The sequence below is a fragment of the Asanoa ferruginea genome, from assembly GCF_003387075.1.
In the GTDB taxonomy this organism is placed as follows: Bacteria; Actinomycetota; Actinomycetes; order Mycobacteriales; family Micromonosporaceae; genus Asanoa; species Asanoa ferruginea.
In genome coordinates this window covers 2,023,335-2,048,840 of record NZ_QUMQ01000001.1, presented here as the reverse complement: position 1 = coordinate 2,048,840, position 25,506 = coordinate 2,023,335, and the positions used below count along the sequence as shown (strand labels likewise).

26 protein-coding genes are annotated in these 25,506 nt (G+C 69.8%); 16 read left to right on the top strand and 10 right to left on the bottom strand.

All coding sequences use genetic code 11. From position 1 onward, the window contains the following. Positions 1-130 precede the first annotated feature (130 nt). Genes DFJ67_RS09835 through DFJ67_RS09815 form a run of 5 tightly spaced genes read left to right on the top strand, consistent with a single transcriptional unit; the run spans position 131 to position 4,194 of the window. Positions 131-1,354, top strand: coding sequence for a sensor histidine kinase (locus tag DFJ67_RS09835; RefSeq protein ID WP_116067603.1), 1,224 nt, complete (start codon positions 131-133; stop codon positions 1,352-1,354). Next, the gene (locus DFJ67_RS09830; protein ID WP_116075967.1) at positions 1,351-2,013 is read left to right on the top strand and encodes a response regulator; all 663 of its coding nucleotides are present in this window, start codon (positions 1,351-1,353) and stop codon (positions 2,011-2,013) included. Before DFJ67_RS09835 ends, DFJ67_RS09830 begins: the two co-directional genes overlap by 4 nt. A 21-nt stretch (positions 2,014-2,034) precedes the next feature. Then, on the top strand, positions 2,035-3,186 hold the full coding sequence (locus DFJ67_RS09825; RefSeq protein WP_116067602.1) for a low temperature requirement protein A: 1,152 nt from the start codon (positions 2,035-2,037) through the stop codon (positions 3,184-3,186). Positions 3,187-3,214: 28 nt separating this feature from the next. After that, on the top strand, positions 3,215-3,571 hold the full coding sequence (locus tag DFJ67_RS09820) for a DUF2255 family protein (RefSeq protein ID WP_116067601.1): 357 nt from the start codon (positions 3,215-3,217) through the stop codon (positions 3,569-3,571). 11 nt (positions 3,572-3,582) lie between these two features. Then, positions 3,583-4,194, top strand: a complete 612-nt coding sequence (locus DFJ67_RS09815) for a hypothetical protein (protein ID WP_116067600.1) — start codon at positions 3,583-3,585, stop codon at positions 4,192-4,194. On the opposite strand, the gene DFJ67_RS09810 is transcribed toward DFJ67_RS09815, so the two are convergent. After that, positions 4,191-4,805, bottom strand: a complete 615-nt coding sequence (locus DFJ67_RS09810) for a TetR/AcrR family transcriptional regulator (protein WP_116067599.1) — start codon at positions 4,803-4,805, stop codon at positions 4,191-4,193. The genes DFJ67_RS09815 and DFJ67_RS09810 overlap by 4 nt on opposite strands. A gap of 111 nt (positions 4,806-4,916) precedes the next feature. On the opposite strand from DFJ67_RS09810, the gene DFJ67_RS09805 reads away from it, so the two are divergent. Next, a complete protein-coding gene (locus DFJ67_RS09805) occupies positions 4,917-6,377 on the top strand; it encodes an MFS transporter (RefSeq protein WP_116067598.1) in 1,461 nt (486 codons plus the stop codon). Between the two features lie 58 nt (positions 6,378-6,435). On the opposite strand, the gene DFJ67_RS09800 is transcribed toward DFJ67_RS09805, so the two are convergent. From DFJ67_RS09800 to DFJ67_RS09780, 5 genes are all read right to left on the bottom strand, one after another. Further along, positions 6,436-8,196, bottom strand: a complete 1,761-nt coding sequence (locus DFJ67_RS09800) for a pectate lyase-like domain-containing protein (RefSeq protein WP_116067597.1) — start codon at positions 8,194-8,196, stop codon at positions 6,436-6,438. Positions 8,197-8,327: 131 nt separating this feature from the next. Continuing rightward, complete coding sequence (locus DFJ67_RS09795) at positions 8,328-8,966, bottom strand: hypothetical protein (protein WP_147315472.1); 639 nt, start codon at positions 8,964-8,966, stop codon at positions 8,328-8,330. A gap of 63 nt (positions 8,967-9,029) precedes the next feature. After that, positions 9,030-9,821 carry a PIG-L deacetylase family protein gene (locus DFJ67_RS09790; RefSeq protein WP_239097150.1) on the bottom strand — a complete coding sequence of 264 codons (792 nt, stop codon included), beginning with the start codon at positions 9,819-9,821 and terminating at the stop codon, positions 9,030-9,032. A 51-nt stretch (positions 9,822-9,872) separates the two neighbouring features. After that, positions 9,873-11,027 (bottom strand): hypothetical protein, encoded by a 1,155-nt coding sequence (locus tag DFJ67_RS09785; protein WP_147315471.1) that lies wholly within the window; start codon positions 11,025-11,027, stop codon positions 9,873-9,875. Next, a complete protein-coding gene (locus tag DFJ67_RS09780; protein ID WP_116067594.1) occupies positions 11,024-12,106 on the bottom strand; it encodes a helix-turn-helix domain-containing protein in 1,083 nt (360 codons plus the stop codon). The genes DFJ67_RS09785 and DFJ67_RS09780 overlap by 4 nt, the downstream gene beginning before the upstream one ends. Before the next feature lie 318 nt (positions 12,107-12,424). Between DFJ67_RS09780 and DFJ67_RS09775 the strand changes: the two genes are divergently transcribed. The 3 genes from DFJ67_RS09775 (at position 12,425) to DFJ67_RS09765 (ending at position 14,063) form a co-directional block, all read left to right on the top strand. Then, complete coding sequence (locus tag DFJ67_RS09775; protein ID WP_116067593.1) at positions 12,425-12,676, top strand: hypothetical protein; 252 nt, start codon at positions 12,425-12,427, stop codon at positions 12,674-12,676. Positions 12,677-12,750: 74 nt separating this feature from the next. Further along, positions 12,751-13,212, top strand: coding sequence for a GNAT family N-acetyltransferase (locus DFJ67_RS09770; protein WP_116067592.1), 462 nt, complete (start codon positions 12,751-12,753; stop codon positions 13,210-13,212). A gap of 17 nt (positions 13,213-13,229) precedes the next feature. Then, complete coding sequence (locus DFJ67_RS09765; RefSeq protein ID WP_116067591.1) at positions 13,230-14,063, top strand: LLM class flavin-dependent oxidoreductase; 834 nt, start codon at positions 13,230-13,232, stop codon at positions 14,061-14,063. Here the strand turns inward: DFJ67_RS09765 and DFJ67_RS09760 are convergent. The 4 genes from DFJ67_RS09760 to DFJ67_RS09745 all read right to left on the bottom strand — a co-directional run bounded on the left by DFJ67_RS09760 (position 14,060) and on the right by DFJ67_RS09745 (position 15,855). Continuing rightward, positions 14,060-14,554: a beta-class carbonic anhydrase gene (locus tag DFJ67_RS09760; protein WP_239097151.1), complete on the bottom strand. Its 495-nt coding sequence runs from the start codon at positions 14,552-14,554 to the stop codon at positions 14,060-14,062. The genes DFJ67_RS09765 and DFJ67_RS09760 overlap by 4 nt on opposite strands. Positions 14,555-14,668: 114 nt before the next feature. Beyond that, entirely contained in the window at positions 14,669-15,106 is a 438-nt protein-coding gene (locus DFJ67_RS09755) for an organic hydroperoxide resistance protein (protein WP_116067590.1), read from the bottom strand. A gap of 20 nt (positions 15,107-15,126) precedes the next feature. Continuing rightward, the gene (locus DFJ67_RS09750; protein WP_116067589.1) at positions 15,127-15,423 is read right to left on the bottom strand and encodes a LapA family protein; all 297 of its coding nucleotides are present in this window, start codon (positions 15,421-15,423) and stop codon (positions 15,127-15,129) included. Between the two features lie 75 nt (positions 15,424-15,498). Continuing rightward, a complete protein-coding gene (locus DFJ67_RS09745) occupies positions 15,499-15,855 on the bottom strand; it encodes an STAS domain-containing protein (RefSeq protein WP_239097152.1) in 357 nt (118 codons plus the stop codon). Between the two features lie 119 nt (positions 15,856-15,974). On the opposite strand from DFJ67_RS09745, the gene DFJ67_RS09740 reads away from it, so the two are divergent. From DFJ67_RS09740 to DFJ67_RS09710, 7 genes are all read left to right on the top strand, one after another. Next, entirely contained in the window at positions 15,975-16,454 is a 480-nt protein-coding gene (locus tag DFJ67_RS09740) for a MarR family winged helix-turn-helix transcriptional regulator (protein ID WP_116075960.1), read from the top strand. Then, positions 16,451-17,257, top strand: coding sequence for an ABC transporter ATP-binding protein (locus DFJ67_RS09735; protein WP_116067587.1), 807 nt, complete (start codon positions 16,451-16,453; stop codon positions 17,255-17,257). The genes DFJ67_RS09740 and DFJ67_RS09735 overlap by 4 nt, the downstream gene beginning before the upstream one ends. Further along, positions 17,217-18,038 (top strand): ABC transporter permease, encoded by an 822-nt coding sequence (locus DFJ67_RS09730; protein WP_116067586.1) that lies wholly within the window; start codon positions 17,217-17,219, stop codon positions 18,036-18,038. The genes DFJ67_RS09735 and DFJ67_RS09730 overlap by 41 nt, the downstream gene beginning before the upstream one ends. Positions 18,039-18,170: 132 nt before the next feature. Beyond that, the gene (gene metH, locus DFJ67_RS09725) at positions 18,171-21,782 is read left to right on the top strand and encodes a methionine synthase (protein WP_275407652.1); all 3,612 of its coding nucleotides are present in this window, start codon (positions 18,171-18,173) and stop codon (positions 21,780-21,782) included. A 3-nt stretch (positions 21,783-21,785) separates the two neighbouring features. Then, positions 21,786-22,658 carry an alpha/beta fold hydrolase gene (locus tag DFJ67_RS09720; protein ID WP_239097153.1) on the top strand — a complete coding sequence of 291 codons (873 nt, stop codon included), beginning with the start codon at positions 21,786-21,788 and terminating at the stop codon, positions 22,656-22,658. A 114-nt stretch (positions 22,659-22,772) separates the two neighbouring features. Further along, entirely contained in the window at positions 22,773-23,231 is a 459-nt protein-coding gene (locus tag DFJ67_RS09715; protein WP_116067583.1) for a DUF1203 domain-containing protein, read from the top strand. Positions 23,232-23,327: 96 nt separating this feature from the next. After that, positions 23,328-25,478 carry a bifunctional diguanylate cyclase/phosphohydrolase gene (locus tag DFJ67_RS09710; protein ID WP_116067582.1) on the top strand — a complete coding sequence of 717 codons (2,151 nt, stop codon included), beginning with the start codon at positions 23,328-23,330 and terminating at the stop codon, positions 25,476-25,478. The last annotated feature ends 28 nt before the right edge of the window (positions 25,479-25,506 follow it).

Here is a 25,506-nt window from a genome sequence, read left to right as displayed (position 1 = left end):
GCCGACAATCCTGCGGTCGCCAGGTGGTCCAGCGCGTCGGGCCAAGGTCGATAGCACGCGCCGAAGGTCGCCGACCGATACCGACTTTGGTCGCATGCCGATCGTGCCGATTGGCTCGTACCCTTTGCTCATGAGTGCGGCAACCCGGGTCGGTCCGGACATTCCGTCCCTGCTGCCGGGTGGGCTCCTCCAAACCGTCGACGCGGAGCGTCCGGCCCGCCGGCGATCCACCCGCGACTGGGTCGTCGACTCGATCATCTTCGTGGTGGCGGTCGTCACGGTCGGCCTCTTCAGCGCCAGCGTGTGGAACGACGACAGCCTCTCCAGCACGGCCCGCTGGCTCGACATCGCCTTGGGTGCGGCGTCGCCCTTCCTGCTCTGGTTCCGCCGCCGCTGGCCGGTCGCGACCGCGTTGATCATGGTTCCGGTCGGCGGGGTGTCACTGACCGCCGCGACCGCCGGCCTGGTCACGCTGTTCACCGTCGCCGTGCATCGCCGGATCGGCATCTCCGGCCCGATCGCGCTGCTCAGCGCCGCCACCACGCCGATCTTCCTGGCCTGGCGGCCGGATCCGGACCTGCCCTACTGGCTGGTCACCGCGTTCGCCGTGCTGACGACGGTCGCGGTGTTCGCGTGGGGGATGTTCGTCCGGGCGCGCCGCCAGCTCGTGGTCTCGCTGCACGACCGGGCCGTGCGGGCCGAGTCCGAGCAACAGTTGCGGGTGTCGCAGGCGCAACACCTCGAACGCGCCCGGATCGCCCGCGAGATGCACGACGTGCTGGCACACCGGATCTCGTTGCTCAGCCTGCACGCCGGCGCACTGGAGATCCGTCCCGACGCACCGTCCGAGGAGATCGCCAGGGCCGCGTCGGTCATCCGGGCCAGCGCGCACCAGGCGTTGCAGGACCTGCGCGAGGTGATCGGCGTGCTGCGCGAGGAAGACGGCGAGCCGATCCGGCCGCAGCCGACGCTGGCCGACGTGCCGGCCCTGATCGAGGAATCGCGCGGCGCTGGGATGAAGGTGCGGGTCGACTGCCGGGTCGACGACCTCGACGCGGTGCCGGCGGCGGTCGGGCGCAACGCGTACCGCATCGTCCAGGAGGGTTTGACCAATGCCCGTAAGCACGCCGCGGGCGTGCTGGTCGACATCCATTTCGAGGGTACGGCCGGCAGCGGCCTGACCGTCTCCGTGCGCAACCCGGCGCCGGTGGGCGCGGCCGCGACGATTCCGGGCACCGGCACGGGCATCGTCGGTCTGGTCGAGCGGGCCGGGCTGGCCGGTGGCCGGCTGACCCACGGCCGCACCGACACGGGCGACTTCGAGCTGCGCGCCTGGCTACCGTGGCCGGCATGACCGACAACCCCGTGCGTGTCCTGATCGTCGACGATGACCCGCTGGTCCGCGCCGGCCTGTCGATGATCCTCGGTGGCACCGCGGAGCTGAGCGTGGTCGGCGAGGCGGCCGACGGCTCCGAGGTCGCGGCCGCGGTGGCGGCGGTCTCGCCCGACGTCGTGCTGATGGACATCCGGATGCCGAAGATGGACGGCCTGACCGCGACCGAGCGGCTGCGCCGGGTGGCGGGCGCGCCCGAGGTGCTGGTGCTGACGACCTTCGAAGCCGACGAGTACGTGCTGCGCGCGCTGCGGGCCGGCGCCAGCGGCTTCCTGCTCAAGGACACCCCGCCGGCCGAGATCGTGCGGGCGGTGCGCCGGGTCGCCGCGGGTGAGCCGATCCTGTCGCCCCGGGTGACCCGCCGGCTGATCGCACACGTCGCCGACGACGGGGCCGACGCCCGCCGCAACCGCTCCCGTGAGCTGCTGGCCCGGCTGAGCGAGCGGGAGATCGAGGTCGCGGTCGCCGTGGGCCGGGGTCTGTCCAATGCGGAGATCGGTGCCGAGCTGTTCATGAGCGTGGCCACGGTCAAGGCACACATGACCCGGATGCTGACCAAGCTCGACCTCAACAACCGGGTCCAGGTAGCCCTCCTAGCGCAGGATGCCGGCCTGACCTAGGCAGCACTTAGGATTCGCGGGGTGACGGACCCGACTCCCGTCGAGCCCGCGGTGCGGGTCACGACCCTCGAGCTCTTCTTCGACCTGGTCTTCGTCTTCACGATCACGCAGCTCACCGACGCGCTGGCCGAGCATCTCGGCTGGAGCACGTTCGGCGAGACGGTGTTGATGCTGGGGATCATCTGGTGGATGTATTCGGGCTATGCCTGGCTCACCAACGCCGTGGCGCCGACCAGCACCTTCCGCCGCAGCATGTTGCTGGTCGGCATGGCCGGGTTCCTGATCATCGCGCTGTCGATCCCCGAGGCGTTCGGCGACAACGGCTGGGCGTTCGGCGCGGGCTTCATGGTCGTCAGCGTCGCGCACAGCGTGCTGTTCCTGCGGTCGGCCGGGCTTGACGCGTTCCGGGCCGCGACCGGGTTCGCGCCGCTCAACCTGATTGCCGCCGGGCTGGTGCTGGCCGGCGGCCTGCTTCCGGAGGAACACCGGGCCGCGTGGTGGGGCGGCGCGCTGGTGGTGCAGTCGATCGTTCCGTACCTCCGCCGGATCGGCGGCCTGGCGCTGATCGCCGGGCACTTCGTCGAGCGGCACGGGCTCGTCATGATCATTGTGATCGGTGAGTCGATCGTCTCGATCGGGCTCGGCTTCGTCGGCGTCGAACTCGACGGCTCGTCGTTGCTGGTCGCCCTGCTCGGGCTCGGCGTCGCCTACTACTTCTACTGGGCCTACTTCGCCGGCGACGACGAGCGCTCGGCCGAGGCGCTGAGGCGGATCGCGGATCCGGTCCACAAGGCCCGGGTGGCGGTGTGGGGTTGGGGCTACGCCCACTTCCCGATGATCATCGGGATCGTGCTCTTCTCGGCCGGCATCAAGAAGGCGATCCCGGCGGCCTTCGACCCGCTCAAGTGGAACGCCGCCGTGGCCCTCGCGGTCGGAGCCGCCGCCTTCATGATCGGCCACGCCGTCTTCCTGACGCTGCTGCGGCTCTGGCGCGGCGTGGCACACCGGCTGATCGCCGCGGCGCTGGTCGTGCTGACCATCTTCATCGGCCACATCGACGCGACCGCGCAGCTCGTGGCGATCCTGGCGATCATGGCGGGCGCGCTGATCCTCGAGGACCTGCCCCAGGTGATCCGCTCCCGGAGCACCAACCTGCACACATTCGGGCGGTGAGCCCTTTCCTGGTCGTACCCTTGCGAATGTGGCGGCTTTAGACTATTTCGCGAAAACCGACACCGTCCGCATCGCGACCGGGTTGCGGGCTGGCGGTGAGGTGGTGACGCCGATCTGGGCGGTCGTCGTCGACGGGGTGCCCTACATCCGCAGCGGCTACGGGCCCGACTCGAAGTGGTATCGGCGCGCGCACCGGACCGGGCAGGCCGCGTTCGTCGACGGCGCGCGGCGCTATCAGGCGGGGATCACCGACATCGCCGACGAGCCGACGCTGGCCGCGGTCGACGCCGCCTACCGGGCGAAATACGCCAGCCAGTCCGGGGTCAAAGAGATGGTCGCCCGCTCCGCCCGCGACTGCACCATGCGCGTCGACCTCGTCGCCTAAGGGGGCTCGTCATGTTCGTCCAGATCACCCAGGGTCACGTGCGCGGTGCCGAGCAGGTCAAGGCGGCCCTCGACGAGTGGGTACGCGATGTCGCGCCCGGCGCCGAAGGCTGGTTGCGGACGACCAGCGGGGTCACCGACGACGGCGTTTTCGTCAGCCTGGTCAGTTTCACCGACGCGGCATCGGCCCACCGCAACAGTGACCGTCCCGAGCAGGCCCAGTGGTGGGAGCGGACGGCACCGCTGTTCGACGGCGAAGTCACCTTCCACGACGCCGACAACGCCGTCACCGACAACCCGGGCGATCCCGACAGCGCGAAGTTCGTGCAGCTCGTGCAGGGGCAGGGAAGCGATCGTGTGCGCGCGTTGACGGTGCTCGTAGCGGAAACCGGCAAGTGGGCCGAGATCCGTCCCGAGGTGCTCGGCGTCACCGCCTGCACCTACGGCAACGGCGAATACACGGTGGCGGTCTATTTCGCCAACGAGCGCGACGCCCGTGTGGGAGAGCGCAAACCGCTCCCGGCTGACCTGGCCAAGGCGCTGGCCGAGGTGCAGCACCTGCGGGTGCGTCAGCCGAGCTACCTCGACCTGCACACGCCCTGGATCTCGGTCCGCAGAGCCTAGGGGCAGGGTGCGGCGGGCGCGCGCAGCCCGGTGATCAGCATTTCGGCGAACAGCTCCCACTTCTCGGTGCGGGCGATCGCTGCGGACAGCCCACCCAGGATCGCCTGGAAGTCGCTGACGCTCAGGTCGGCGCGGACCGCGCCGGCGTTTCGGGCGCGGGCGAGCAACTGCTCCGTGCGCTCGCCGAGGATGCTCTCGATCGGGCAGCCGTTGTCGGGGTAGTCGCTGAACAGATGACACAGGCCCGCGTCGCCGGCCATGTCTTCGGCCGTGCGGCGGACGAACCAGCCGAACGCGTCGGCCGGGTCGGGCATCGCGAGCGCCTCGTCGGCGATCTCGACCCGCTCGTCGAGCCACCGCTGTGCCAGCTCGTCGATCAAGGCCTGCTTGGTGGGGAAGTTGCGGTAGAGCGTGCCGACACCGACCCCGGCCCGTCTGGCGATCTGCTCCATCTGCACCTCGGCGCCGTCTTCCGAGAACGCGGCGCGGGCGGCATCGAGCACCCGGGCGCGGTTGCGGGCGGCGTCGCCGCGCATGGGGCGGGCCGCCCCGGCCAGGACGGGGCTGAGCGTCTTCCCCCCAGGGGTGCGGGGGTCGGCTGTGGTGGTCATCACGTCGATCCTACCGAATCCGATTGACAACCGGAATCTTCATTCCGTAGGTTCGAAGCATACCGGAAGCGGAATTCGACTTCCACTTCAAACCTCGGGGGGAACGCGCAGATGAGTCGCGCGGAACAAGCAACACCGCACAAGACCTGGGCCTTGGCCTTGCTCGCGGTCACCCAGTTCGTCCTGGTCCTCGACGCGTCAATTGTCAACGTCGCGTTGCCGTCGATCGGCCGGGAGCTCAACTTCAACCAGGACTCGCTGTCCTGGGTCACCAACGCCTACACCCTCACCTTCGGCGGTTTCCTGCTGCTCGGCGGCCGGATCAGCGACATCCTCGGCAGACGCCGGATGTTCATGATCGGTCTCGGGCTCTTCGTCGTCGCGTCCTTCGGCGGCGCGCTGGCGCAGGACCCGGCCGTGCTGATCACCGCCCGGGCCGCACAGGGCCTCGGCGCCGCGCTGGTCGCACCGGCCGCGTTGTCGCTGCTCATGACGATCTTCGCCGCCGGCGCGGAGCGCAACCGCGCGCTCGGCGTCTGGGGCGCGGTCGCCGGCGCCGGCGGTGCGGTCGGCTCGATCCTCGGCGGTGTGCTGACCGAATGGATCGGCTGGGAGGCCGTCCTCTGGGTCAACGTGCCGATCGGCATCGCCGCGCTCGCGCTCGCACCGCGACTGCTGCCCGCCGCGCGGGACCGGGTCTCGGCCGCTGGTTTCGATGTGATGGGCGCGATCAGCGTGACCGGTGGTCTCGCACTCGGCGTCTACGCGCTGGTCGACGGCAACAACGCCGGCTGGCTGTCGGCGCAGACCATCGCGTCCGGCGCGATCGCGATCGCCCTGCTGGCCGCGTTCGTGGTGATCGAGACGCGGGCCAAGCACCCGCTGGTGCCGATGCACATCTTCAAGCAGCCCACGCTGCGTGGCGCCAACCTGATCGCGCTGCTGGTCACCGGCTCGGTGTTCCCGACGTTCTTCGTGTTGACGCTGTTCATGCAGCAGGTCTGGGGCTACAGCCCGCTCAAGGCGGGCTTCGGCCAGCTCCCGTTCGCGATCTCGCTGATCGCGTTCGCGGGTCTGACCTCGCGCTGGGTCACCCGACTCGGGTTCAAGACGCCGCTGCTGATCGGCATGCTGATCACCGCGGGGTCGCTGGTCTGGCTGTCGCTCCTGAGCGTCGGGGGCAGCTACTGGACCCAGCTTCTCGGGCCCACGTTGCTGGCCGGCGTCGGTGGCGCGTTGATGTTCATCCCGGTCACGCTGGCCGCCACGGCCGGTGCCCGGCGTGACGAGGCCGGCCTCGCGTCCGGTCTGATCAACACCACCCAGCAGGTCGGCGGTGCGATCGGCCTGGCGATCACGGTCGCCATCGCGACCGCGGCCACCACGTCGTCGCTGACCAGTGGCCACGCGCCAGCGGTCGCGGCCACCGACGGCTTCCAGGTGGCGCTGTTGGCCGGCGCCGGGCTGGCCGCACTGGGCGCCGTCTTCACCGCCTGGCTGCTGCCGGGGGTGAAGAACCAGCCCGCGCCGATCGACGAAGAAGCCGAGGAGCGCGAGGCCGTCACGGTCTAACTCGGGGGAACAGCGAAGGCCCGCGCCGGTTCGGCGCGGGCCTTCGTTTTGGCCGGGATCAGCCCGGATACTCCGTCAGCGTGCTCGTGCCGAACGAGCCGACGACCGGCGTACCCGCGTCGTTGATGGTTCGCTCGATTCCGCCGCTGCCGTCGAGGAAGACGGTGATCATGTTGTGGAACCGCACCCCCGGCCGGTCGGGCACCTCGATGCCGCGCGCCGCCCGGATGTCGACGCCCTGGTTGAAGTAGGAGTAGACGCCCAGCCCCCAGGCCTCGTGGCTGCGCACCGACGGACCGACCTTGTAGGACGCCCAGCCGCTGCCGGTCGGGCTGTTCCAGGCCGCCTGGCTCGGCGGGTCGTAGGGCAGCTCGCTCTGATAGAAGATCGTCCGGCCGCGTTCGCCGTTCCAGATCGTCTGCCACTTCTGGTAGTGCTCGACGAACAGGCCGTACGCCGTGACGTCGTCGCCGTTGACCACGACGCCCGTGTCGCCGGTGTTCTGCGTCCAGCCGATGCCGTTGCCGTGGTCGCCCCGCCACGCCCAGATGTTTTCCAGGATCGTGTCGTCGCTGTTGACCACCAGGCTGGTCGTCGCCTGGCCGACCCAGGGACCGCCGACCCGGATGAACACGTCCTGCAGCGAGGTCGGGTTCCGCGAGTGGTCGGAGTGGCTGAACCGGGAGCCGACCTCGATCAGCGTGTCGGACTTGCGGGCGCCGGCGTCGACCAGCACGCCGGCCACCTTGACGCCGTCGACGTCGGCGATCTTCAGCGCCGCCTCGCCGGTGTCGGGTGCCAGGCTGGGCATGCCGAGCCCGAGCACGACGGTGTTCTTGTGCAGCACCCGCAGCGGCCGGTCGAGGTGGTAGACCCCGGGCGTGAGCAGCAGGTTCTTGCCCAGCGCGAGGGCCAGGTTGATCCGCGCCGCGCTGTCGGTCGGCTTGGCGATGAAGAAGTCGTCGATGTCGATCGATGACCCGGGCTCGCTGCCGTCGGCCCACGTGGTGCCGGCCGTGTCGTGTTGCAGCGCCGGCACGAAGACCCGGTATTTGCCCTTCTCGTCGACGAAGAGATAGGGCTTCTCGCGGGTGACCGGGCTGCTGGGCAGCGTGGTGTAGGGCGGGTTGGGGAAGCCGGTCGGCGGTGCACCGGTGACGCCGGAGAAGACCTGGTTCCAGACGCCGTTGGTCCAGGCGTCACCGAGCTCGCTGTCGCGGGTCAGCCACTGCTGCTGCGACCCGTTGATGGTGATGCCGTCCACCTTGGAGTTGGCGATGAACCCGCCACTGGAATAGCCCCCGTTGCCCGGCTCGAGCCAGAGGATCCCCTTCACGTGTACGCGTCGCATCGGCGACGCCTGGGAAACCGCCCACTGGTTGGACCAGTCGGTCGGGGTGACCGTGAAGTTCTCCGCCGACCGCCAGAAGTTGGTCAGCGCCGAAACGCCACCCGGCACGTTGGGGTTGACCTGGCCGACCACCCGCACCGCGCCGGTGATGTCGACGTCGGCCGGTGAGCGGCCGAGCCCGGAAACGGTGGTGTAGTAGCCGAGCCGGGCGTTGACGTCGTAGTGGCCCGGCTTGAAGAGCACGGCGTAGCGGTTGGTGCCCATCTCGTTTTTCTCTTGCTGCGCGAACAGTTCGTCGAACTTGGCCTGCATCTCGGCGGCGGGCGTGCTGGGGTCGTAGACGAAGACGTTCGGACCGAAGTCGGGCCCGCCGCGGTGAGCGGCGGCGCTGCCGGGAATGGCGAACACGCCGGCAGCCGTCAACGTGGCCGCAGTGGTGGCGGCTGCGAGGAGACGGACGGTTCTCATCGACCTGCCTAACGGGGACGGGAGTGAGAGAGCGCTCTCACAGATCGATCCGTTTCTACACGGTGACGAGGGTGTCGCGCTAGGGCCTTGTTGAAGGCGGCAAGTCGCACAAGAGGTAGAAAAGCCTTGGATCAAGCTGACGTCTCGCCCAAGGCCCAGATCCGCTCGATCTTCGGCGCGGCGATTTCGCCGCTTCTGTCGACGTCGACACTGAAGACGGTCAGGCATCGTCCACCGTTGACGCTCATCATGCTGGCCGTGCCGTCGGCGGAAGCGGCGAGGCGGGCAGCCGCCAAGGTCGCCGCGCCGAAGATGCCGACAAGGAGGACAGCGGTGCATTCATCAGCGAATGGGCTGGGGACCCGAGCGACGAACCCGTAGTCTCGGGCCAACCGGCCCGACCGGAAGACCGGCGTGTATGCGGCATCTTCCTCGACGCACAGCTGAACTGGGTCGTAGCCGAAGCGAACCGGGACCTGACCGCCAAGCATCGCGAAGCGAGTAGCCGCGTTCAGATCCGGGCCTCCTAAGAGGACCAGGTTTCGCGCCCTGAACGCCGACACCTCTCCGGCCTGGGCCACGACGACGTTGTCCAGGTGTTCCTGTAAGGACAGCATGGCCAGCGCCTCGCCGAACCCGACGAATCCGAACGGCTCCGGGCCGACGGCCGGCGACATGACGCCGACGACGATGGCAATCTCTCTTGCCCGCAGCGGAGCCCAATATTCGCGTGTCGCTCCGCCGCCGCGGGACGACGCGAAGCGATGCATATATCGACGATAGATTGGCTGGAGCCGGCGGGAAAGGTTGTCCGCCGGCCGCCAGCTGAGGTGCTAGATGTCGGTGACGACCGGTGGCTGGTCGCCCTGGGCCCACGGCGGCGGGCCTTCGAAGCGAAGTGCGTGCACGTCGAAGAGGACCGCGTGCTGCACGCCGAGTGCCGGCCCGCCCATGCCCGCCATCCAGGTCAGGAACGGTCCGGGCTCGGGACCGGCGCCGCCCAGGCCCTTGGTGTATTCGTCGTGGGCCGCGAGCGACGCGATGCCGCGCTGGAGCGGCTCGCCGGTGATGTCGACGCCGTGGCTCGGCTTCTCGGCGCCGGCGAAGCAGACGAACCGCACGCCGTTCCACGGCTCGAGGCCCTCGTCTTCCAGCTCCGGGAAGATCCACCGGTTGCCGGCGTCGCGGGCCGCGTCGAGGGTGGCCAGGCCCACGGCGCGGTGGTCGGCCTGGTTGGTCATCCCGCCGATCATGCGGATCGAGAACGCGCCGGACAGGATCACGTCGGGCTTGTGCCGGCGGATCGAGCGGGTGATGTCGCGGCGCAGCGCCATGCTGTATTCGACGACGCCGTCGCGGTTGTCGAGGAACTCGACGACCTTGACGCCCACCTCAGCCGCACCGGCGCGCTCCTCCTGCTCGCGCAGGGGCGCCGCGTCTTCGGGCCGCATCGAGTCGATGCCCGCCTCGCCGCGGGTGGCCAGCAGGTAGGTCACCGTCTTGCCCTGCGCCGTCCACCGCGCGATGGCGGACGCGGTGCCGTATTCGATGTCGTCGGGGTGCGCGGCCACGGCCATGGCCCGCTCCCAGTCTTCCGGCAGCGCCGGCAGCAGAACGTCAGTCACGGGCCAAACCTTAGACCCGATCCACCGGTACGGGAGTCACCCGCGCGACTGTCAGCGCGGAAGGCGGATGTGCGTCGACGTGAGCCCGAGATGCGCCAGGGCGGCCCGCGGGCTGAGCCCCTTCGGCAGCGTCTCGAGGTAACCGCGCCAGATGTCGCGGTCGGTGGCGAGCGCTCGCAGGTAGGCGACGCAGAGTTCGGGCGTGATGAACAGGCGCCGGCCGTGTGAGGCGCGCATCGACTCGGTGATCCGGCGCTTCTCCTCGTCGCTGAGGCCGGACCGCGCCGGGAGCGCGGCGATGATCCGGTCCACCATGGTCCGCCGGTCTTCCAGGAACGCCGCCCAGAAGGCGAGGTCGGCGTCGGCCACCGAGCCGCCGTCGTCGAGCAGCGCGTAGATCCCCTCGGCCAGACAGTCGCCGAGTTCCTCGGCCCGCGCGCGTTCGGTGGTGCGGAACGGCTCGTAGGGCTCCTGGACCATCCGCCCGGTGACCGCCGTGCGGCTCAGGCCCTCCTCGTCGAGGAGGAAGAACCAGTCCTCGTTGTAGATGTCGGGGAAGAAGGTCTTGGTGCGGCCGACCGGCACCACCATCGCGCCGCCGCCGACGAACGTCTCCTGCGGGTCGCCGATCGCGCGCAGCGCGTGGCAGACCACCGAGTTGTCGGGATAGCCGTCGTTGCCCAGCCCGACCATGCTGAACCGGTCGAGCAGCCCGGCGGCCGCCCGCATGTCGTCGGGGCGCACCGACCTGATGTCGTCGTCGAGGAACGCGATCCGGTCCCAGTCGAGCATCTTCGACAGCGCCAGCCCGATGTTGCGCTTGAGGCTCAGGTCGCCCTTGCGGCCGAACCGCGAGTCGGCCAGCAGCGTCGAGGTGGTGAACGTGGGCAGGGTGACCCGGTCGTGCACGTCGGTCGCGATCAGTCGGACGCCCAACTGCCGGGCCACCCGGTTGGCCGCGTCGGCGCTGGCCCGGATGCTGCACAGGGCGACCACCGGGCAGTCGAGCTCCTTGCCCAGAGCCAGTGCGAAACGCAGGTAGGGCGTCTGCCGTGCGGTGGGCACGATGATCGCGTCGAGGTCGTGGCGGCTGGTCTGGTCGTCGACGCGGTGCAGCAGGCTGGCGTGCGACGGGTGGTGTCGCGGCGCCGTGCGGGCCGGCGCGGGAACGGTGGGCGCCGGCCGGCCGGCCAGCTGGGTGCTCACGCGGACCACTCGTGCAGCACGTTGTCGGGGATCGTCCAGTCCGGCGTGATCACTTCGCCGTTCACCACCTGGACGCGCGCGAGAATGCTGTAGGTCTGCTTCCCGGGGAACCGGTCCCGCACGTAGCCGGCGTTGCGGTCGCGGAAGCGTATGTCGGTGAGCGCGCGTACGGCGCCGTAGACTCCCCGACCGAACATGCCGTTGCACACGGTGACGGTCCTCAAAGCGTTGTATGGGTTCTGGCCGCGACAGAAGTGAGCGACGTCTTCGACCAGGATGCGACGCTTGCCGTCCTTCAGGATGGACGGCCGGTGCGACGCACCGTTGCCCTCGCGAACCTCGAACGCACCCTCGTCGTCAGGGTCGTCGATCAGCCGGGTCTGCTGCCGGACGGGTACGCCCAGCGAGTCGAGCACGGCTGTGGTCACGTTGTTGAAGTCGACGCCTCCCAGCAGGACCAGATGCGTGGTCAAGTGGTCCCGGGTGACCAACGACGCGCGGATGAACCCGACATCGCTGCCGGGGTTCGCCGCCCGAACGTGTCCGTGCAGCTCGGCCAGCGAGTCGAGGTCGGTGAGGCGGTAGAGCTCGACGTAGTCAGGGCTCTCGGGATCGGTGTAGGTCGCGTCCGCCCGCTGCTCGGGAGGCAGCTCGCCGCAGACGATCGTCACGGGGGCGCCGTCGGCGAAATGCCATGGCCCGGCGGCGGGCGGCCAGTTGCTCAGTTGGCTCGGGATCCGCGGCGCGGTGGCCCGGCCGACGGCGGCTGCCCGCAGGCTCAGCAGCTCGTCTTCCAACTGCTGGCGGCGCAGCTCCTCGTCGGGCGACAGATCGTCGTGCAGCACGGCCCGGCCGTTGGTGAGCGAGCGCGGGGTGGCGAAGAAGCGCGCGTAGGACGCGAGCCGTTCGGCCGGCGGCGGTTTCGGGCCGATGCGGCTCTCCCAGGAGGAGATGAGCGGGACGCTGACGCCGAGCGCCTTGGCGAGCTGCGGTTGCTTCACCGGCGTGGGCCAGGCGGTGAGGCGAAGACCGCGAAGGCGCAGTGCGAGCACCTCCGCCGGGTCGCCGTCGCCAGCCATTCGCGTTCTCCTTCAGTCAACTTCAGCGAACCGCTGAAGTTGGCCTCTCAGCACGGATGAAGGCAAATGAATGCCACATTCACGCTGATCGGTGCTGTCTACAGCACGATAACACCTTGATTCAGCTCAATGCTGAAGTTTAAGCTGAACCACAAGCGACGTTACTGAATCTTAACGAGAGGAGGTGAAGCCGCAGGAAACTCTAGCAGGGTCACTTTGGCTGTGACAGCTGTTCCAAAGAAAGAAAAGACACCCTCGGCGGCAACCGAGGGTGTCTGCAACGGCAAGCTCCTGCGGGTCTGAAGCGAGGAGTCCGTCATGTCCACGGTAACCGCTCTGTCCAATCTGGCCAAGGACTCGATAGGGCCGGATCCAGGCCTGGGCACCCTTCCCTTCGTCGCCGTCGTCATCGGGCTCGTGATGATCGCGGCCGTCAAGCTCTTCGGGCAGGTCGGCGAGGCTTTCGCGAACGCCGTCCAACTGCTCCGCATCGCCATCGCGGCGCTCGGCACGGCCACTCTGTTGGTTGGCGCCGTGGTCGTAATGGCCGTCGTGATGATCCGCGCATAACGCGGGTCTGACACGACTTCACCTTTGGCCGGCACCATTGCCATGTGCAGATCCGGCCCGCTTCCGCTGAGGACATGCTTTATCTCGAGCGTGTCCTCGGCCCGGAGCGGACGGCCTTCTACCGGCAGCGGCTGAAACGCCAGGGCGTCGTGCTCACCTCCTGGGAAGGCGAAGACCCGATCGGCGCCGTCTATGTGACCTGGGAACCCGCTGACGAGGACATCGTCCGCAAGCACCTGCCCGGGGTGCCTTTCGTGCACCGCCTGCACGTGGTCGACGGCCGGCGCAACAACGGGCGCGGCAAGGCGCTGCTGCGCGAGGCCGAGGAACTCGACGAGGTGCGGATGGCGGGCCGGCTGGGAGCCGGGATCGACCTCGACAACGACCGGGTGATCGGCTGGTACGAGCGGCTCGGCTACCGCGAGTGGGCGCACGGCATCGTGCAGACCTGGCGCGAGGAGCACGTACCCGATGGGACCGTGCAAGTCGTTCCTGATCTTTGCCGGATCTTCGTCAAGGATCTCGATCCGGCGTGACTGGGTAGGGTCGGCGGGTGCGAATCGGTGTTTTGCTGCTGCCGACCGACCCCTGGCCGGAGAGCGTGGCGCTGGCGCGGCGGATCGAGGAGATGGGCTACGACCATCTCTGGACCTACGACCACCTGTCCTGGCGCCGCTATCGCGACCGGCCCTGGCACGCCGCGATCCCGTGGCTGACCGGCATCGCGGCCCGGACCTCGCGGATCCGCCTCGGCACCATGGTCTCCTCGCCCAACTTCCGTCACCCGGTGACGCTGGCCAAGGAGGCGATGACGCTCGACCACGTCAGCGAGGGGCGGCTGACCCTCGGCATCGGCGCGGGCGGCATCGGCTTCGACGCGACCGTGCTGGGCGGGTCGGTGCTATCGCCGGGCGAGCGGGCCCGCCGTCTCGACGAGTTCGTCGGCACCGTCGACACCCTGCTCCGCGAGCCGTCGGCGTCGCATTCCGGCGAGTTCTACACGGTCGACGAGGCGCGGATGCTGCCCGGCTGTGTGCAGCGCCCGCGCCTGCCACTGGCGGTCGCCGCCGGTGGGCGCAAGACCATGGAGACCGTCATCCGGTACGCCGACGCGTGGATCACCGAAGGCGAGGAGGCGACGATCCGGGTGAACGCGGCCCGGCTCGATGAGTCGGGCCGGGCGATCGACCGGATCCTGCTGGCCGACAACGGCCCCGAGCGCCCGCTGTCGAGCGTCGAGGCGTTTCTCGACCTGGTCGGCCGCTACGCCGAACTCGGCTTCACCGACCTGGTCTTCCACCATCCGCGCCCGTACGACCCGATCTGGACCGACAACCCGGCGATGGTGGAGAAGATCGCCACGGAGGCGCTGCCGAAGCTGCGCTAGTCGGCTTCGACCTCTTCGAGGCGGGCGGTGGCGACATCGAAGACGAAGCCGCGCACGTCGTCGCGGTGCGGCAGCCAGGGGCAACCGCGCACGACGGAGATCGACTTGCGCACCGTCAGGCGGATGTCGCTGAAGCCCGGCACGCTCCATTCCGGCGCGACGCCGGTGTCGTCGGTCAGCCGCCGGCGGAACGCGTCGTCGTCGAAGCCTTCCATCCCGCACTCGGTGTGGTGGATCACCACGACCTCGCGGGTGCCGAGCGAGTGCTGGCTGACCGCGAGCGAGCGGAGCACGTCTTCGGTCGGCAGCCCGCCCGCGTTGCGGATCAGGTGGGCGTCGCCGATCTGGAGGCCGAGCGCGCCGAACAGGTCGAGCCGCGAGTCCATGCAGGCGACGACCGCCAGCCTCAGCTTCGGACGTTGGGGTCGGGCGCCTTCGAACCTGGCGGCGTATGCCTCGTTGGCATGCAGGAGATGGTCGATCGCGGACACAGGTGGAGTACAACAGACCGGCGCGCCGAGGGTCGACAACTTCCCGAGGTTTTGCCGCACAAGTCACGACCAAAGACCCCAACCGGGCGCGGACCCGGTCGGGGCCGGCGGCCGTTATTCGACCGGCTTGCCGTTGGCGGTCAGGGTGACGTCGATGTTGCCGCGGGTGGCGTTCGAATAGGGGCAGATGCTGTGCGCGGTGCGGACCAGGTCGACGGCCTGGGCCTCGTCGGTGATCGAGGGGAGCGTGACGTCGAGTTCGACCGCCAGCACGAAGCCGCCGGTGCCGGTGGGCAGCAGGCTGACCTTGGAGTCGATCTCCGCGTCGCCGGCTTCGATGTGTGCCCGGCGGGCGGCGCCGGCCAGGGCCGACTCGAAGCACGCGGCGTAGCCGACGGCGAAGAGTTGCTCGGGGTTGGTGCCGCCGCCCTCGCCGCCCATCTCGGCCGGTGCGCGCAGGTCGACCTCCAGCGCGCCGTCGGAGGTGCGACCGTGCCCGTTTGTGCGCCCGCCGGCCACGTGGGCCTCGGCGGTATAAAGAACCTTTGCCATACAGCCAAATTAGCGCGATCTCACCGCATGTTGCGTGGGCGGCGGGTCGCGCGGCGGAGCTGGAAGATCCGGGCCGCGAACGGGACCGCGCAGATCAGTGCGCCTCCGATGGCGGCCAGCAGCAGGGCCACGCCGAGCGGCATCGTGAAGTTGGCGGACAGGAAGTGGATGCGCACGCTGTCCAGGTTTTGCAGCACGAAGACCAGGAGGAAGGCGAGCAGGATCAAGCCGATCAGCAGGATGATCCACGAACCGCCGATCCTGGTGTGGCGCTTCTCGTCGGGCAGCGTGCCCTTGGTGGAAACGGACCGACTCATGCGACCCACCTCATCCCATAACTACTTCCACCGTAGTCGCCCGTATCCGAAAAATCCGCATACGGGGGATGAGTGCTAGGCCAGCCGGCCTTCTTTGCCGCCCGCGCAAGCCGAGGCGACCGTGGCGTAGGCGGGCACCTGGCGGAGCAGGCCGACCACGTCGAGCAACCGGCTCATGAACGGTGACGGCGCCGCGAGCGCGAGGTAGCCACCCTCGGCCTCGCACCGGCGGTGGGCGTCGAGGAACGTGGACAGGCCCATCGAGTCGCAGAAGCCGAGCAGGGCCAGGTCGATGACGATGCGGTGGGTGGGGCGAGCGAGGAGATCCTCGATCGCCGCCGCGAGCTCGGCCGCCGTGTCGACGCCGAGCTCACCGGCCAGCTTCACGACGGTCGCTTCGCCAGCAGGCGCCTCGGCGATGGAAATGCGCACGAGAGCCCCCATTCTCGTCTTCCGTCAAACCGTAACTTCGCTCTAGGCCATACAACGGACAACGAGTGCGTGTCTCGGATCACCACCAAATACCTCTGTCACGGAGGTAATTTGTGGAGATGACCGACGTCACCCAGAGCGCGGAGGTAGTCGGGGAGTTGATGTCCATAACAGCCGCTTTACGCCGTCTCTCGCGGCGTCGCACGGCCGAAGCGGTCGCCGTGCCGCCGCTCCCTGAGGCACAGCGTGAGCTGTTGTTCGTGGTCGCCAACCAGCCCGGCGTCGGGATCGCCGGCGCCGCGCAGGCGCTCGACCTCGCCGGCAACTCGGTCAGCACCCTGGTCAACGCCCTCGTCGACCAGGGCCTGCTGCACCGCGAGCCCGACCCTGCCGACCGGCGCGCCGCCCGCCTCACGCTGACCACCAGGGCGCAGGAGCGGATGGCCGCGTGGCGAGCCGCCCGCGCCGCCCTGATCGGGCAGGCGCTCGACCGGGCCGCCCCGGAGGACCGCGCCGCCATCGAAGCCGCCCTGCCCGCCCTGCGCCGCCTGCTCGACCAGGTGCGCGCCGACGTGCACGACACCGGGAGGGATCTATGACCGACGCTGCGGTCAGTGTGCGGGACTTGCACTACAAGTTTGGCGAGACCAAGGCGGTCGACGGCGTCGACCTGGTCGTCGAGCGTGGCGAGATCTTCGGTCTGCTCGGGCCCAATGGCGCCGGGAAGACCACGACCATCCGGGCGATCACCGCGCTGCTGCCCGTACCCGATGGCGTCATCTCGGTTTTCGGTCTTGACGTCGCGAAGCGGCGGATGGCGGTGCGCCGGCTGATCGGTTATGTGCCGCAGCAGCTCTCCGCCGACGGCTCGTTGTCGGGCGTCGAGAACGTGTCGCTGTTCGCGCGGCTGTTCGACGTGCCGCGCCGGGAGCGCAAGGCCAAGGTGAGCGAGGCACTGGAGATGATGGGCCTCACCGACGCCGCCGGGCGGCTGGCCAAGACCTATTCCGGCGGCATGATCCGCCGGCTGGAGCTGGCGCAGGCGCTGGTCAGCTCGCCGCAGTTGCTGATCCTCGACGAGCCGACGATCGGCCTCGACCCGATCGCCCGCGGCAGCGTCTGGGACCGGATCGCCGCCGTGCGCGCGGAGACCGGCATGACGGTGCTGCTGACCACGCACTACATGGAAGAGGCCGAGCAGTCCTGCGACCGGGTCGGCCTGATGCACCGCGGCCGGCTCGGCAAGCTCGGCACACCACGCGAGCTGATCGACGAGCTCGGCCACGACGACGCCACGCTCGAAGACGTCTTCCGCGAATACTCGGGCGGGCCGCTCGAGGAAGATCAGAAGGGACTCCGCGATGTCCGTGCCACTCGCCGCACCGCTGGCCGGCTCGGTTGATGTCGACCGGCGGATGAGCCCGCGGCTGGTCCTGTCGCGGGTCGTCGCGCTCTGCGTCGTCGAGCTCCAGAAGCTCTCGCACGACCGCAGCGAGCTGCTCACCCGCGCCGTGCAGCCGGCACTCTGGCTGGTCATCTTCGGCGTCACGTTCACCAAGCTGCACGCGATCCCGACCGGCGGGGTGCCCTATCTCGACTTCCTCGCGCCCGGCGTGCTCGCCCAGTCGGCGCTGTTCGTGTCGATCTTCTACGGAATCCAGATCATCTGGGAACGCGACGCGGGCGTGCTGGCCAAGCTGATGGTCACCCCGACACCGCGGGCGGCGCTGGTCACCGGGAAGGCCTTCGCGGCCGGCGTACGCGGCCTCGCTCAAGCGGTTGTCGTCTATGCGATAGCGGAACTGCTCGGCGTGCGCTTCACCGTCAACCCGCTCAAGCTGCTCGGCGTGGTCGTCGTGGTGTTGCTCGGCGCCGCGTTCTTCTGCTGCCTCTCGGTGACCATCGCCGGGCTGGTGCTGTCGCGCGACCGGATGATGGGCATCGGCCAGGCGATCATGATGCCGCTGTTCTTCGCGTCGAACGCGCTCTATCCGGTGTCACTGATGCCCGGCTGGCTCCAGGTGGTCAACCACGTCAACCCGTTGAGCTATCAGGTGGAAGCGCTGCGTGGGCTGCTGATCGGCACCCCGGCGCGGCTGCCGCTGGACTTCGGCGTGTTGATCGTGGCGACCGCGGTGGGCATCGCGGCAGCCTCCGGACTTCTGGCGCGGCTGGCACGATAGCCGGCTCACACTCTGGACTGCCGGCCGCATCACACCCTCGAATCCAGGTATTCTCGACGGTCGCTCCAGTGATCGGGAAACTACCCGGTGAGGGGCGGTCAGGCGACCGGAGGAGATACGGCCTTGATCGATGTGCGGAGCCGCGAAGTTGCCCTTCGAGAAGCCCTCGACAGCCGGATCATGGTGCTCGACGGTGCGTGGGGCACCATGCTGCAGGCTGAGCAGCTGACCCCGGCCGACTACCGCGGTGACCTGTTCACCGACCACCCGCTCGACGTCACCGGCGACCCTGACGTGCTCAACCTGACCCGGCCCGACGTCATCCTCGACATCCACCGCCGCTACCTGGCCGCGGGCGCCGACATCACCACCACCAACACGTTCACCGCGACCAGCATCGGCCAGGCCGACTACGGCCTGGAGAGTCACGTCCGCGAGATGAACCTGGCCGGCGCCCGGCTGGCCCGGCAGGCCGCCGACGAGGCCGGTGGCAAGTTCGTCGCCGGCTCGGTCGGCCCGCTCAACGTGACGCTCTCGTTGTCGCCCAAGGTCGACGAGCCGGCCTACCGGGCCGTGCTCTTCGACCAGGTCAAGGCCGCCTACGCCGAGCAGTTCGCGGCGCTGGCCGAGGGCGGCGTCGACCTGTTCCTGATCGAGACGATCTTCGACACGCTCAACGCCAAGGCGGCCATCACCGCGGCCCGCGAGGTGGCGCCCGACGTTCCCTTGTGGATTTCGCTGTTCGTCGACCAGAGCTCGCGGAACCTGTCCGGCCAGACGGTCGAGGCGTTCTGGAACTCGGTCGCACACGCGAAGCCGTTGGCCATCGGCGTCAACTGCTCGCTCGGCGCGCACCAGCTGCGCCCCTACGTGGCCGAGCTGGCCCGGGTCGCCGGCACCTACGTGAGCATCCACCCCAACGCCGGGCTGCCCAACGCGTTCGGCGGCTACGACGAGACGCCCGACGTGACCGGGTCCCTGCTCGGTGAGATCGCCGGCGCCGGCCTGGTCAACATCGTCGGTGGCTGCTGCGGCACCACGCCGGCCCACATCGAGCAGATCGCCGCCGCCGTCCAGGGCACCGCGCGGCGCGTGGTCGCCGAGCCGGAAACCAGGAGCCGGTTCAGCGGCCTGGAGCCGTTCGAGATCGGCCCCGACACCGGCTTCGTGATCATCGGCGAGCGCACCAACGTCACCGGCTCGGCGAAGTTCCGCCGGCTGATCGAGAGCGACGACCACCAGGGCGCCGTCGCGGTGGCGCTCGACCAGGTGCGCGGCGGCGCCAACCTGCTCGACGTCAACATGGATGCCGACCTGCTCGACGGCGCCAAGGCGATGACCACGTTCCTCAACCTGATCGCGACCGAGCCCGAGGTGGCCCGCCTGCCGATCATGGTCGACAGCTCGCGCTGGGAGGTGCTCGAAGCCGGCCTCAAGTGCGTGCAGGGCAAGGGCGTGGTCAACTCGATCAGCCTCAAGGAGGGCGAGGAGGAGTTCCTCCGGCACGCCCGGCGGATCCGTGACTACGGCGCCGGCGCGGTCGTGATGGCCTTCGACGAGCAGGGCCAGGCCGACACCGCCGACCGCAAGGTCGAGATCTGCGGCCGGGCCTACGACCTGCTGACCCAGCAGGTGGGGTTCCCGCCCGAAGACATCATCTTCGACCCCAACGTGCTGGCCGTGGCCACCGGCATCGACGAGCACAACGACTACGCCAAGGCGTTCATCGAGGCGCTGCCCCGGATCAAGGAGCGCTGCCCCGGTGCGCACACCAGCGGCGGCATCTCCAACCTGTCGTTCTCGTTCCGCGGCAACGACGTGGTCCGCGAGGCGATGCACTCGGCGTTCCTGTTCCACGCGGTGCGGGCCGGGCTCGACATGGGCATCGTCAACGCCGGCCAGCTCGCGGTCTACCAGGACATCCCGGCCGAGCTGCTGGAGCTGGTCGAAGACGTCATCTTCAACCGCCGGTCCGACGCCACCGACCGGCTGGTCACCTTCGCGGCGACGGTCACCGGGTCGGGCACCAAACGGGTCGTCGACCTGTCCTGGCGCGAGGCCTCGGTGGAAGAGCGGCTGGCGCACGCGCTGGTGCACGGCATCGTCGACTTCATCGAGGTCGACACCGAAGAGGCGCGGCGCGAGGCGGCCCGTTCCCTCGACGTGATCGAGGGCCCGCTGATGAGCGGCATGAAGGTGGTCGGCGACCTGTTCGGTGCCGGCAAGATGTTCCTGCCGCAGGTGGTCAAGAGCGCGCGGGCGATGAAGCGCGCGGTCGCCTACCTGGAGCCCTACCTCCAGGCCGAGAAGCTGGCGGGCCTCGAAGACGGAGCTGAAGACGACGGGGCCGGCAAGGGCCGGGGCACCGTCGTGATGGCCACCGTCAAGGGCGACGTGCACGACATCGGCAAGAACATCGTCGGCGTGGTGCTCGGCTGCAACAACTACGACGTCATCGACCTCGGCGTGATGGTGCCGGCGACGACGATCCTCGACACCGCCGAGGCGGTCGGCGCCGACGTCATCGGGCTGTCCGGCCTGATCACCCCGTCGCTCGACGAGATGGTCAGCGTGGCCAAGGAGATGGAGCGGCGCGGCATCAAGCTGCCGCTGTTGGTCGGCGGCGCGACCACCTCGCGCCAGCACACCGCGGTCCGGATCGCGCCCGCCTACACCGGTTCGACCGTGCACGTGCAAGACGCGTCGCGGGTGGCGGCGGTGCTGACCGGGCTGCTCGACCCCGAGAAGGTCGAAGAGTACGACGCGGCCAACCGGGTCGAGCAGAAGCGGATGCGCGACCAGCACGCCGACCGGGAGAAGCGGCCGCTGGTGCCAATCGGCACGGCCCGCACCCACCGCGAGGTGGTGTCCTTCGACGAGCTGCCGGTGCCGGCGTTCACCGGGCTCCGCGAGGTCACGCCCGACCTGCGCGCGCTCCGCGAGATGATCGACTGGCGGTTCTTCTTCATCGCCTGGGAGCTCAAGGGCAACTACCCGGCGATCCTCGAGGAGCCGGTGGCCCGCGAGCTCTACGACGAGGCGCAGCTGCTGCTCGACCGGATCGAGGCCGAGAAGCTGCTCCAGGCCCGCGGCGTCTACGGGTTCTGGCCGGCACACAGCGAGGGCGACGACATCGTCTTCGATGAGGGGCCGCGCTTCCCGATGCTCCGCCAGCAGCGGCAGGACTCGCGGCCGGCGCGCTGCCTGGCCGACTACGTGGCGCCCGACGGCGACCACCTGGGCGCGTTCGCCGTCTCGATCCAGGGCGCCGAAGAGCTGGCCGCCGAATACGAGGCACAGCAAGACGACTACAAGGCGATCATGGTCAAGTCGCTCGCTGACCGGCTGGCCGAAGCGTTCGCCGAGTGGGTGCACCTCAAGGCCCGCCGCGAGTGGTATGAGCCCGACGCCGACCCCGACCTCGACGACCTGCACCACGAGCGGTTCCGTGGCATCCGGCCGGCGTTCGGCTACCCGGCCAGCCCCGACCACAGCCAGAAGGGCCCGCTCTTCGACCTGCTCCAGGCGGAGTCGATCGGCATGAAGCTGACCGAAAACTTCGCGATGACCCCGGCGGCCAGCGTCAGCGCGCTGTTCTTCGCCCACCCCGACGCCCGCTATTTCGCGGTCGGGAGGATCGGCGAAGACCAGGTCCGGGAATACGCGCAGCGCGCGGGCGTCCCGGTCGCCGACGCCGAACGCATCCTGCGTCCCAACCTGGGCTACGAGCCGAAGGAGCGCTGACCGGTGCCGGAGCGGATGGTCCCGGTCGGCGACGCCACGCTCTGCGTCGACACGTTCGGCGACCCGGGTGACCCGGCGGTCCTGCTGCTGGGCGGGGCTGCCAGCTCGATGGACTTCTGGGAGCCGGAGTTCTGCGCCGCGCTGGCCGACGCCGGCCGCCACGTCGTGCGCTACGACAACCGCGACACCGGCCGGTCGACGAACTATCCGGCCGGCAAACCCGGCTACACCGGCGTTGACCTGGTGACCGACGCGCTGGGCCTGCTCGACGCGCTCGGCATCGAGCGGGCCCACCTGGTCGGCGTCTCGATGGGCGGCGGCATCGCACAGCAGATCGCGATCGAGCATCCCGACCGGGTGGCGTCGCTGACGCTGATCGAAACCAGCCCGGCGCCACCCCGACCCGACGACGCCGAGCCGCTGCCACCGCCCGCAGAGCGGATCCAGGCGATGTTCGGCGATCCCGAGCCCGCGCCCGACTGGGCCGACCGGTCCGCGGCGATCGACCGGCTCGTGCGCGACCTCGCGACGTTCGGCGGCTCGGCGACCCTCGGCAAGGAGCACGCCCGCGAGATGGCCGCCCGCGTCTACGACCGCACCAACGACTTCGCGGCCAGCCAGACCAACCACTGGATCCTCGACGGCGGCCCGCCGGTCGACGGCAGCCTCGCCGACATCACCGCGCCGACGCTGGTGCTGCACGGCACCGAAGACCCGTTCTTCCCGCTCGGGCACGGCGAGGCGCTGGCCCGCGAGATCCCGGGCGCCCGGCTCGTGCCGCTGCCCGGCGTCGGCCACGAATATCCGCCACCGGCGGTGTGGCCGATCGTGCTGCCGGCCATCATCGCAGTGACGGCCACCGACGGCGTAACGTGATCATCGCTCGCCAGCCGTGCCTCTGTCGGCGTGTCGCGCGGCTGGCGGGCCCGCCGCATCGCGAGGTCCGATAGCCGCCAGCTTCGCCGCTCCGGGAGCCGAAGACTGGATGGCATGAGCTTCCGGATCCACGCCATTTCGATCGACACCCTGACCGGCGTACGCGACAGCGGGCGCGACGTTTCCGACCACCCGGTGGAGCCCGTCGTCGCCGGTGGTGGCGAGCCGTTGCGTTGCTGCCTGCGCGACGCCGTCGAGGGCGAAGAACTGATCCTTTTCGGGTACGAGCCCGTGCTGCCCGCCAGTCCGTACCGCGAAATCGGTCCGGTGTTCGCCCATGCCGGCGCCTGCCCCTCGGCTCCAGCAGACGGGTATCCCGCCGACTGGCGTGGCCGCAAGCAGATCCTGCGGGCCTACGACAAGCGCGGCTGGATCCACCCGTCGACCCGGGTGCACGACGGCAGCGACCCGGAGGCGGAGATCGCCGCGATCCTGGCCGATCCCGATGTCCAGCAGATCCACAGCCGCAACGTGGCCTACGGCTGCTTCATGTTCGCGATCACCCGCGACTGAGGCCCGGGTCACTGCGCCACCCCTTGAAGCCACCCAGCCACCCGGCGTTAACTGGAGAGTCGACCGTAACTCCGGGTGACGTGGGGAGGACCGTAGGTGTCGGACTCCACGTCGCTGGGCTCCTTCCTCCGGCGCGACCGCGCGATGCGGTGGGCCACCGGGGTTGGCGTCGGCTGGCTGGTGGTCTTCGTCGTCCTGCTGGTGATCGCCCAGGTCGCACACCCATCGACGGCTCTGGTCGATCTGCCCTATCTGGTGCCCATCGTGGTGGCCGTCGGCCTGTCGATCACCGCCGCGGTGGTCACCCGCGGCCGCACCAGGATCGCCTGGACCCTGCTCGCGACGTCCAACGCCCTGTGGCTGGTCGGCGAGGTGGTCTGGGTCTACTACACCTACGTGCTGGGGCGTGGGCCGCCCGCCGTATCCAGCGCCGACTTCTTCTACCTCTCCTCTTATGTCGTCGCGATCCCGGCGATCCTGGTCGGCATCGGCAGCACCGGGCACCTGCGGCACATCCGCGGGCTGCTCGACGCCGGCCTGCTCGCCCTCGGGCTCGGCACGATCGGCTGGCAGGTGGCCATCTCACCGTCGCTGCCGGAAGCGCCACGGCTGGCCGACTTCGTGGCCTTCGCCTACCCGCTGTTCGGTGTGGCCATCGTCACGACGCTCGCGGCCGTCGGGCTCGCCGGCCGGCACCGGCTGCCGGCCTGGGCCGCGCTGGTCGGTGCCGGGTTCGCGGTGGCCGGCATCACCGACGCGATGTACGCGTACTCGATCGCCGCCCAGAACACCGACAGCAACTGGACCAACATCGGCTGGCAGATCGAGGCCGTGCTGTTCGGCCTCGCCGCCGTCGCCGCGATCCGCCGGCCCGAACCGGAGGCCCGGGAACGTCCCCGCTCCCGCGACCTGACCGCGGTGCCGCTGGTGATCGCCGGGCTCGCGGCCACCGGGCTGATCCTCGCCGACCGCCTCGACGAGGGCCCGCTGACCGGCAGCACGCTCGCCATCCTGCTGGCCCTCTTCGCCGGCCTGCTGGCCCGCCAGTTGCTGATCATCCGGGACCGCACCCGGCTGGCCACCCAGTTGCGCGCCGCGCTGCGCGAGCAGGAACGGCTGGCCATCACCGACGGCCTGACCGGCGTCTACAACCGCCGCTTCTTCCAGGAGATGCTGCGGATCGAAGCCGAGCGGGCCGAGCGCGCCGAGACACCGCTGAGCCTCATCCTGATCGACCTCGACGAGTTCAAGAAGGTCAACGACGGCTACGGCCACCCGGCCGGTGACGTGGTGCTCGCCCAGATCGCAGCCCGCATCCGGGGCGGCCTGCGCAGCACCGACGTGGTCGCCCGCTATGGCGGCGAGGAGTTCGTCTGCCTGCTGCCGGGCGCCGGCGAGGAGGTCGCGGTCGAGATCGGCGAGCAGATCCGCCAGGCCATCGGCCGCGACGCGGTCGCCATCGGCGGCGGCCGAAGCGTCTGCCTCACCTCGTCGCTCGGCGTGGCCACCGCTGGCACCCGCGCCGCCCGGCCGCTGTCGGAGCCGGAGGGTCTGGTCAACGACGCCGACGCCGCGCTCTACCGGGCCAAGGCCAACGGCCGCAACCAGGTCATCGCGGCCGGCATGCTGGTCGACCCGATCGACACCGACCCCGACCTGCCGCCCGGCCTGGTGTGGCTGGCCGACCAGATAGACGCGAAGATCAGCGTGCACGAACACAGCACGGCGGTGTCCCGCTGGTCGCTGCTGGTGGGGGAGCGGCTCGGCGTCGACGTCGCCACGCTGCGCCGGATCGGCGCGGCCGGCCGCCTGCACGACGTGGGCAAGCTCAGCGTCGCCGACGCGGTGCTGCGCAAGGCGCTTCCGCTGACGGCGGCCGAATGGGCCCAGCTACGCCGGCACCCGGCCGAGAGCGCCCGGCTGCTGACCGAACTCGGCCAGCGCCCGGATCTGGCAGCCGTGGTCGCGGCGCACCACGAACGTTTCGACGGCAGCGGCTATCCGCTCGGCCTGGCCGGCGCGGAGATACCGATCGAGGCGCGGATCGTCGCGGTCGCCGACGCCTGGGCGGCGATGCTGGCCGACCGCCCGTACGCGGTCGCCCGGACCGTGGCGGCTGCCCGCGAGCAGATCGAGCTGGGCCGCGGTTCCCAGTTCGACCCGGCTGTCGCCGACGCCTTCCTCGCCCTGGTCGACGAGGGGCTGGTCGGTGACCTGGCCGCGTTGGCGGTGCCGAGTCCTATGTAAACCGATTGTCGCGCTCCCGGGCGGCGGT

What these genes read in the sequence shown, in the direction of transcription:
- DFJ67_RS09835 (WP_116067603.1), top strand. Translation starts at nt 131, where the DNA reads ATGAGTGCGGCAACCCGGGTCGGTCCGGACATTCCGTCCCTGCTGCCG.
- DFJ67_RS09830 (WP_116075967.1), top strand. Translation starts at nt 1,351, where the DNA reads ATGACCGACAACCCCGTGCGTGTCCTGATCGTCGACGATGACCCGCTG.
- DFJ67_RS09815 (WP_116067600.1), top strand. Translation starts at nt 3,583, where the DNA reads ATGTTCGTCCAGATCACCCAGGGTCACGTGCGCGGTGCCGAGCAGGTC.
- DFJ67_RS09810 (WP_116067599.1), bottom strand. Translation starts at nt 4,805, where the DNA reads ATGACCACCACAGCCGACCCCCGCACCCCTGGGGGGAAGACGCTCAGC.
- DFJ67_RS09805 (WP_116067598.1), top strand. Translation starts at nt 4,917, where the DNA reads ATGAGTCGCGCGGAACAAGCAACACCGCACAAGACCTGGGCCTTGGCC.
- DFJ67_RS09800 (WP_116067597.1), bottom strand. Translation starts at nt 8,196, where the DNA reads ATGAGAACCGTCCGTCTCCTCGCAGCCGCCACCACTGCGGCCACGTTG.
- DFJ67_RS09795 (WP_147315472.1), bottom strand. Translation starts at nt 8,966, where the DNA reads ATGCATCGCTTCGCGTCGTCCCGCGGCGGCGGAGCGACACGCGAATAT.
- DFJ67_RS09780 (WP_116067594.1), bottom strand. Translation starts at nt 12,106, where the DNA reads ATGGCTGGCGACGGCGACCCGGCGGAGGTGCTCGCACTGCGCCTTCGC.
- DFJ67_RS09775 (WP_116067593.1), top strand. Translation starts at nt 12,425, where the DNA reads ATGTCCACGGTAACCGCTCTGTCCAATCTGGCCAAGGACTCGATAGGG.
- DFJ67_RS09770 (WP_116067592.1), top strand. Translation starts at nt 12,751, where the DNA reads ATGCTTTATCTCGAGCGTGTCCTCGGCCCGGAGCGGACGGCCTTCTAC.
- DFJ67_RS09755 (WP_116067590.1), bottom strand. Translation starts at nt 15,106, where the DNA reads ATGGCAAAGGTTCTTTATACCGCCGAGGCCCACGTGGCCGGCGGGCGC.
- DFJ67_RS09750 (WP_116067589.1), bottom strand. Translation starts at nt 15,423, where the DNA reads ATGAGTCGGTCCGTTTCCACCAAGGGCACGCTGCCCGACGAGAAGCGC.
- DFJ67_RS09740 (WP_116075960.1), top strand. Translation starts at nt 15,975, where the DNA reads ATGACCGACGTCACCCAGAGCGCGGAGGTAGTCGGGGAGTTGATGTCC.
- DFJ67_RS09735 (WP_116067587.1), top strand. Translation starts at nt 16,451, where the DNA reads ATGACCGACGCTGCGGTCAGTGTGCGGGACTTGCACTACAAGTTTGGC.
- DFJ67_RS09730 (WP_116067586.1), top strand. Translation starts at nt 17,217, where the DNA reads ATGTCCGTGCCACTCGCCGCACCGCTGGCCGGCTCGGTTGATGTCGAC.
- DFJ67_RS09715 (WP_116067583.1), top strand. Translation starts at nt 22,773, where the DNA reads ATGAGCTTCCGGATCCACGCCATTTCGATCGACACCCTGACCGGCGTA.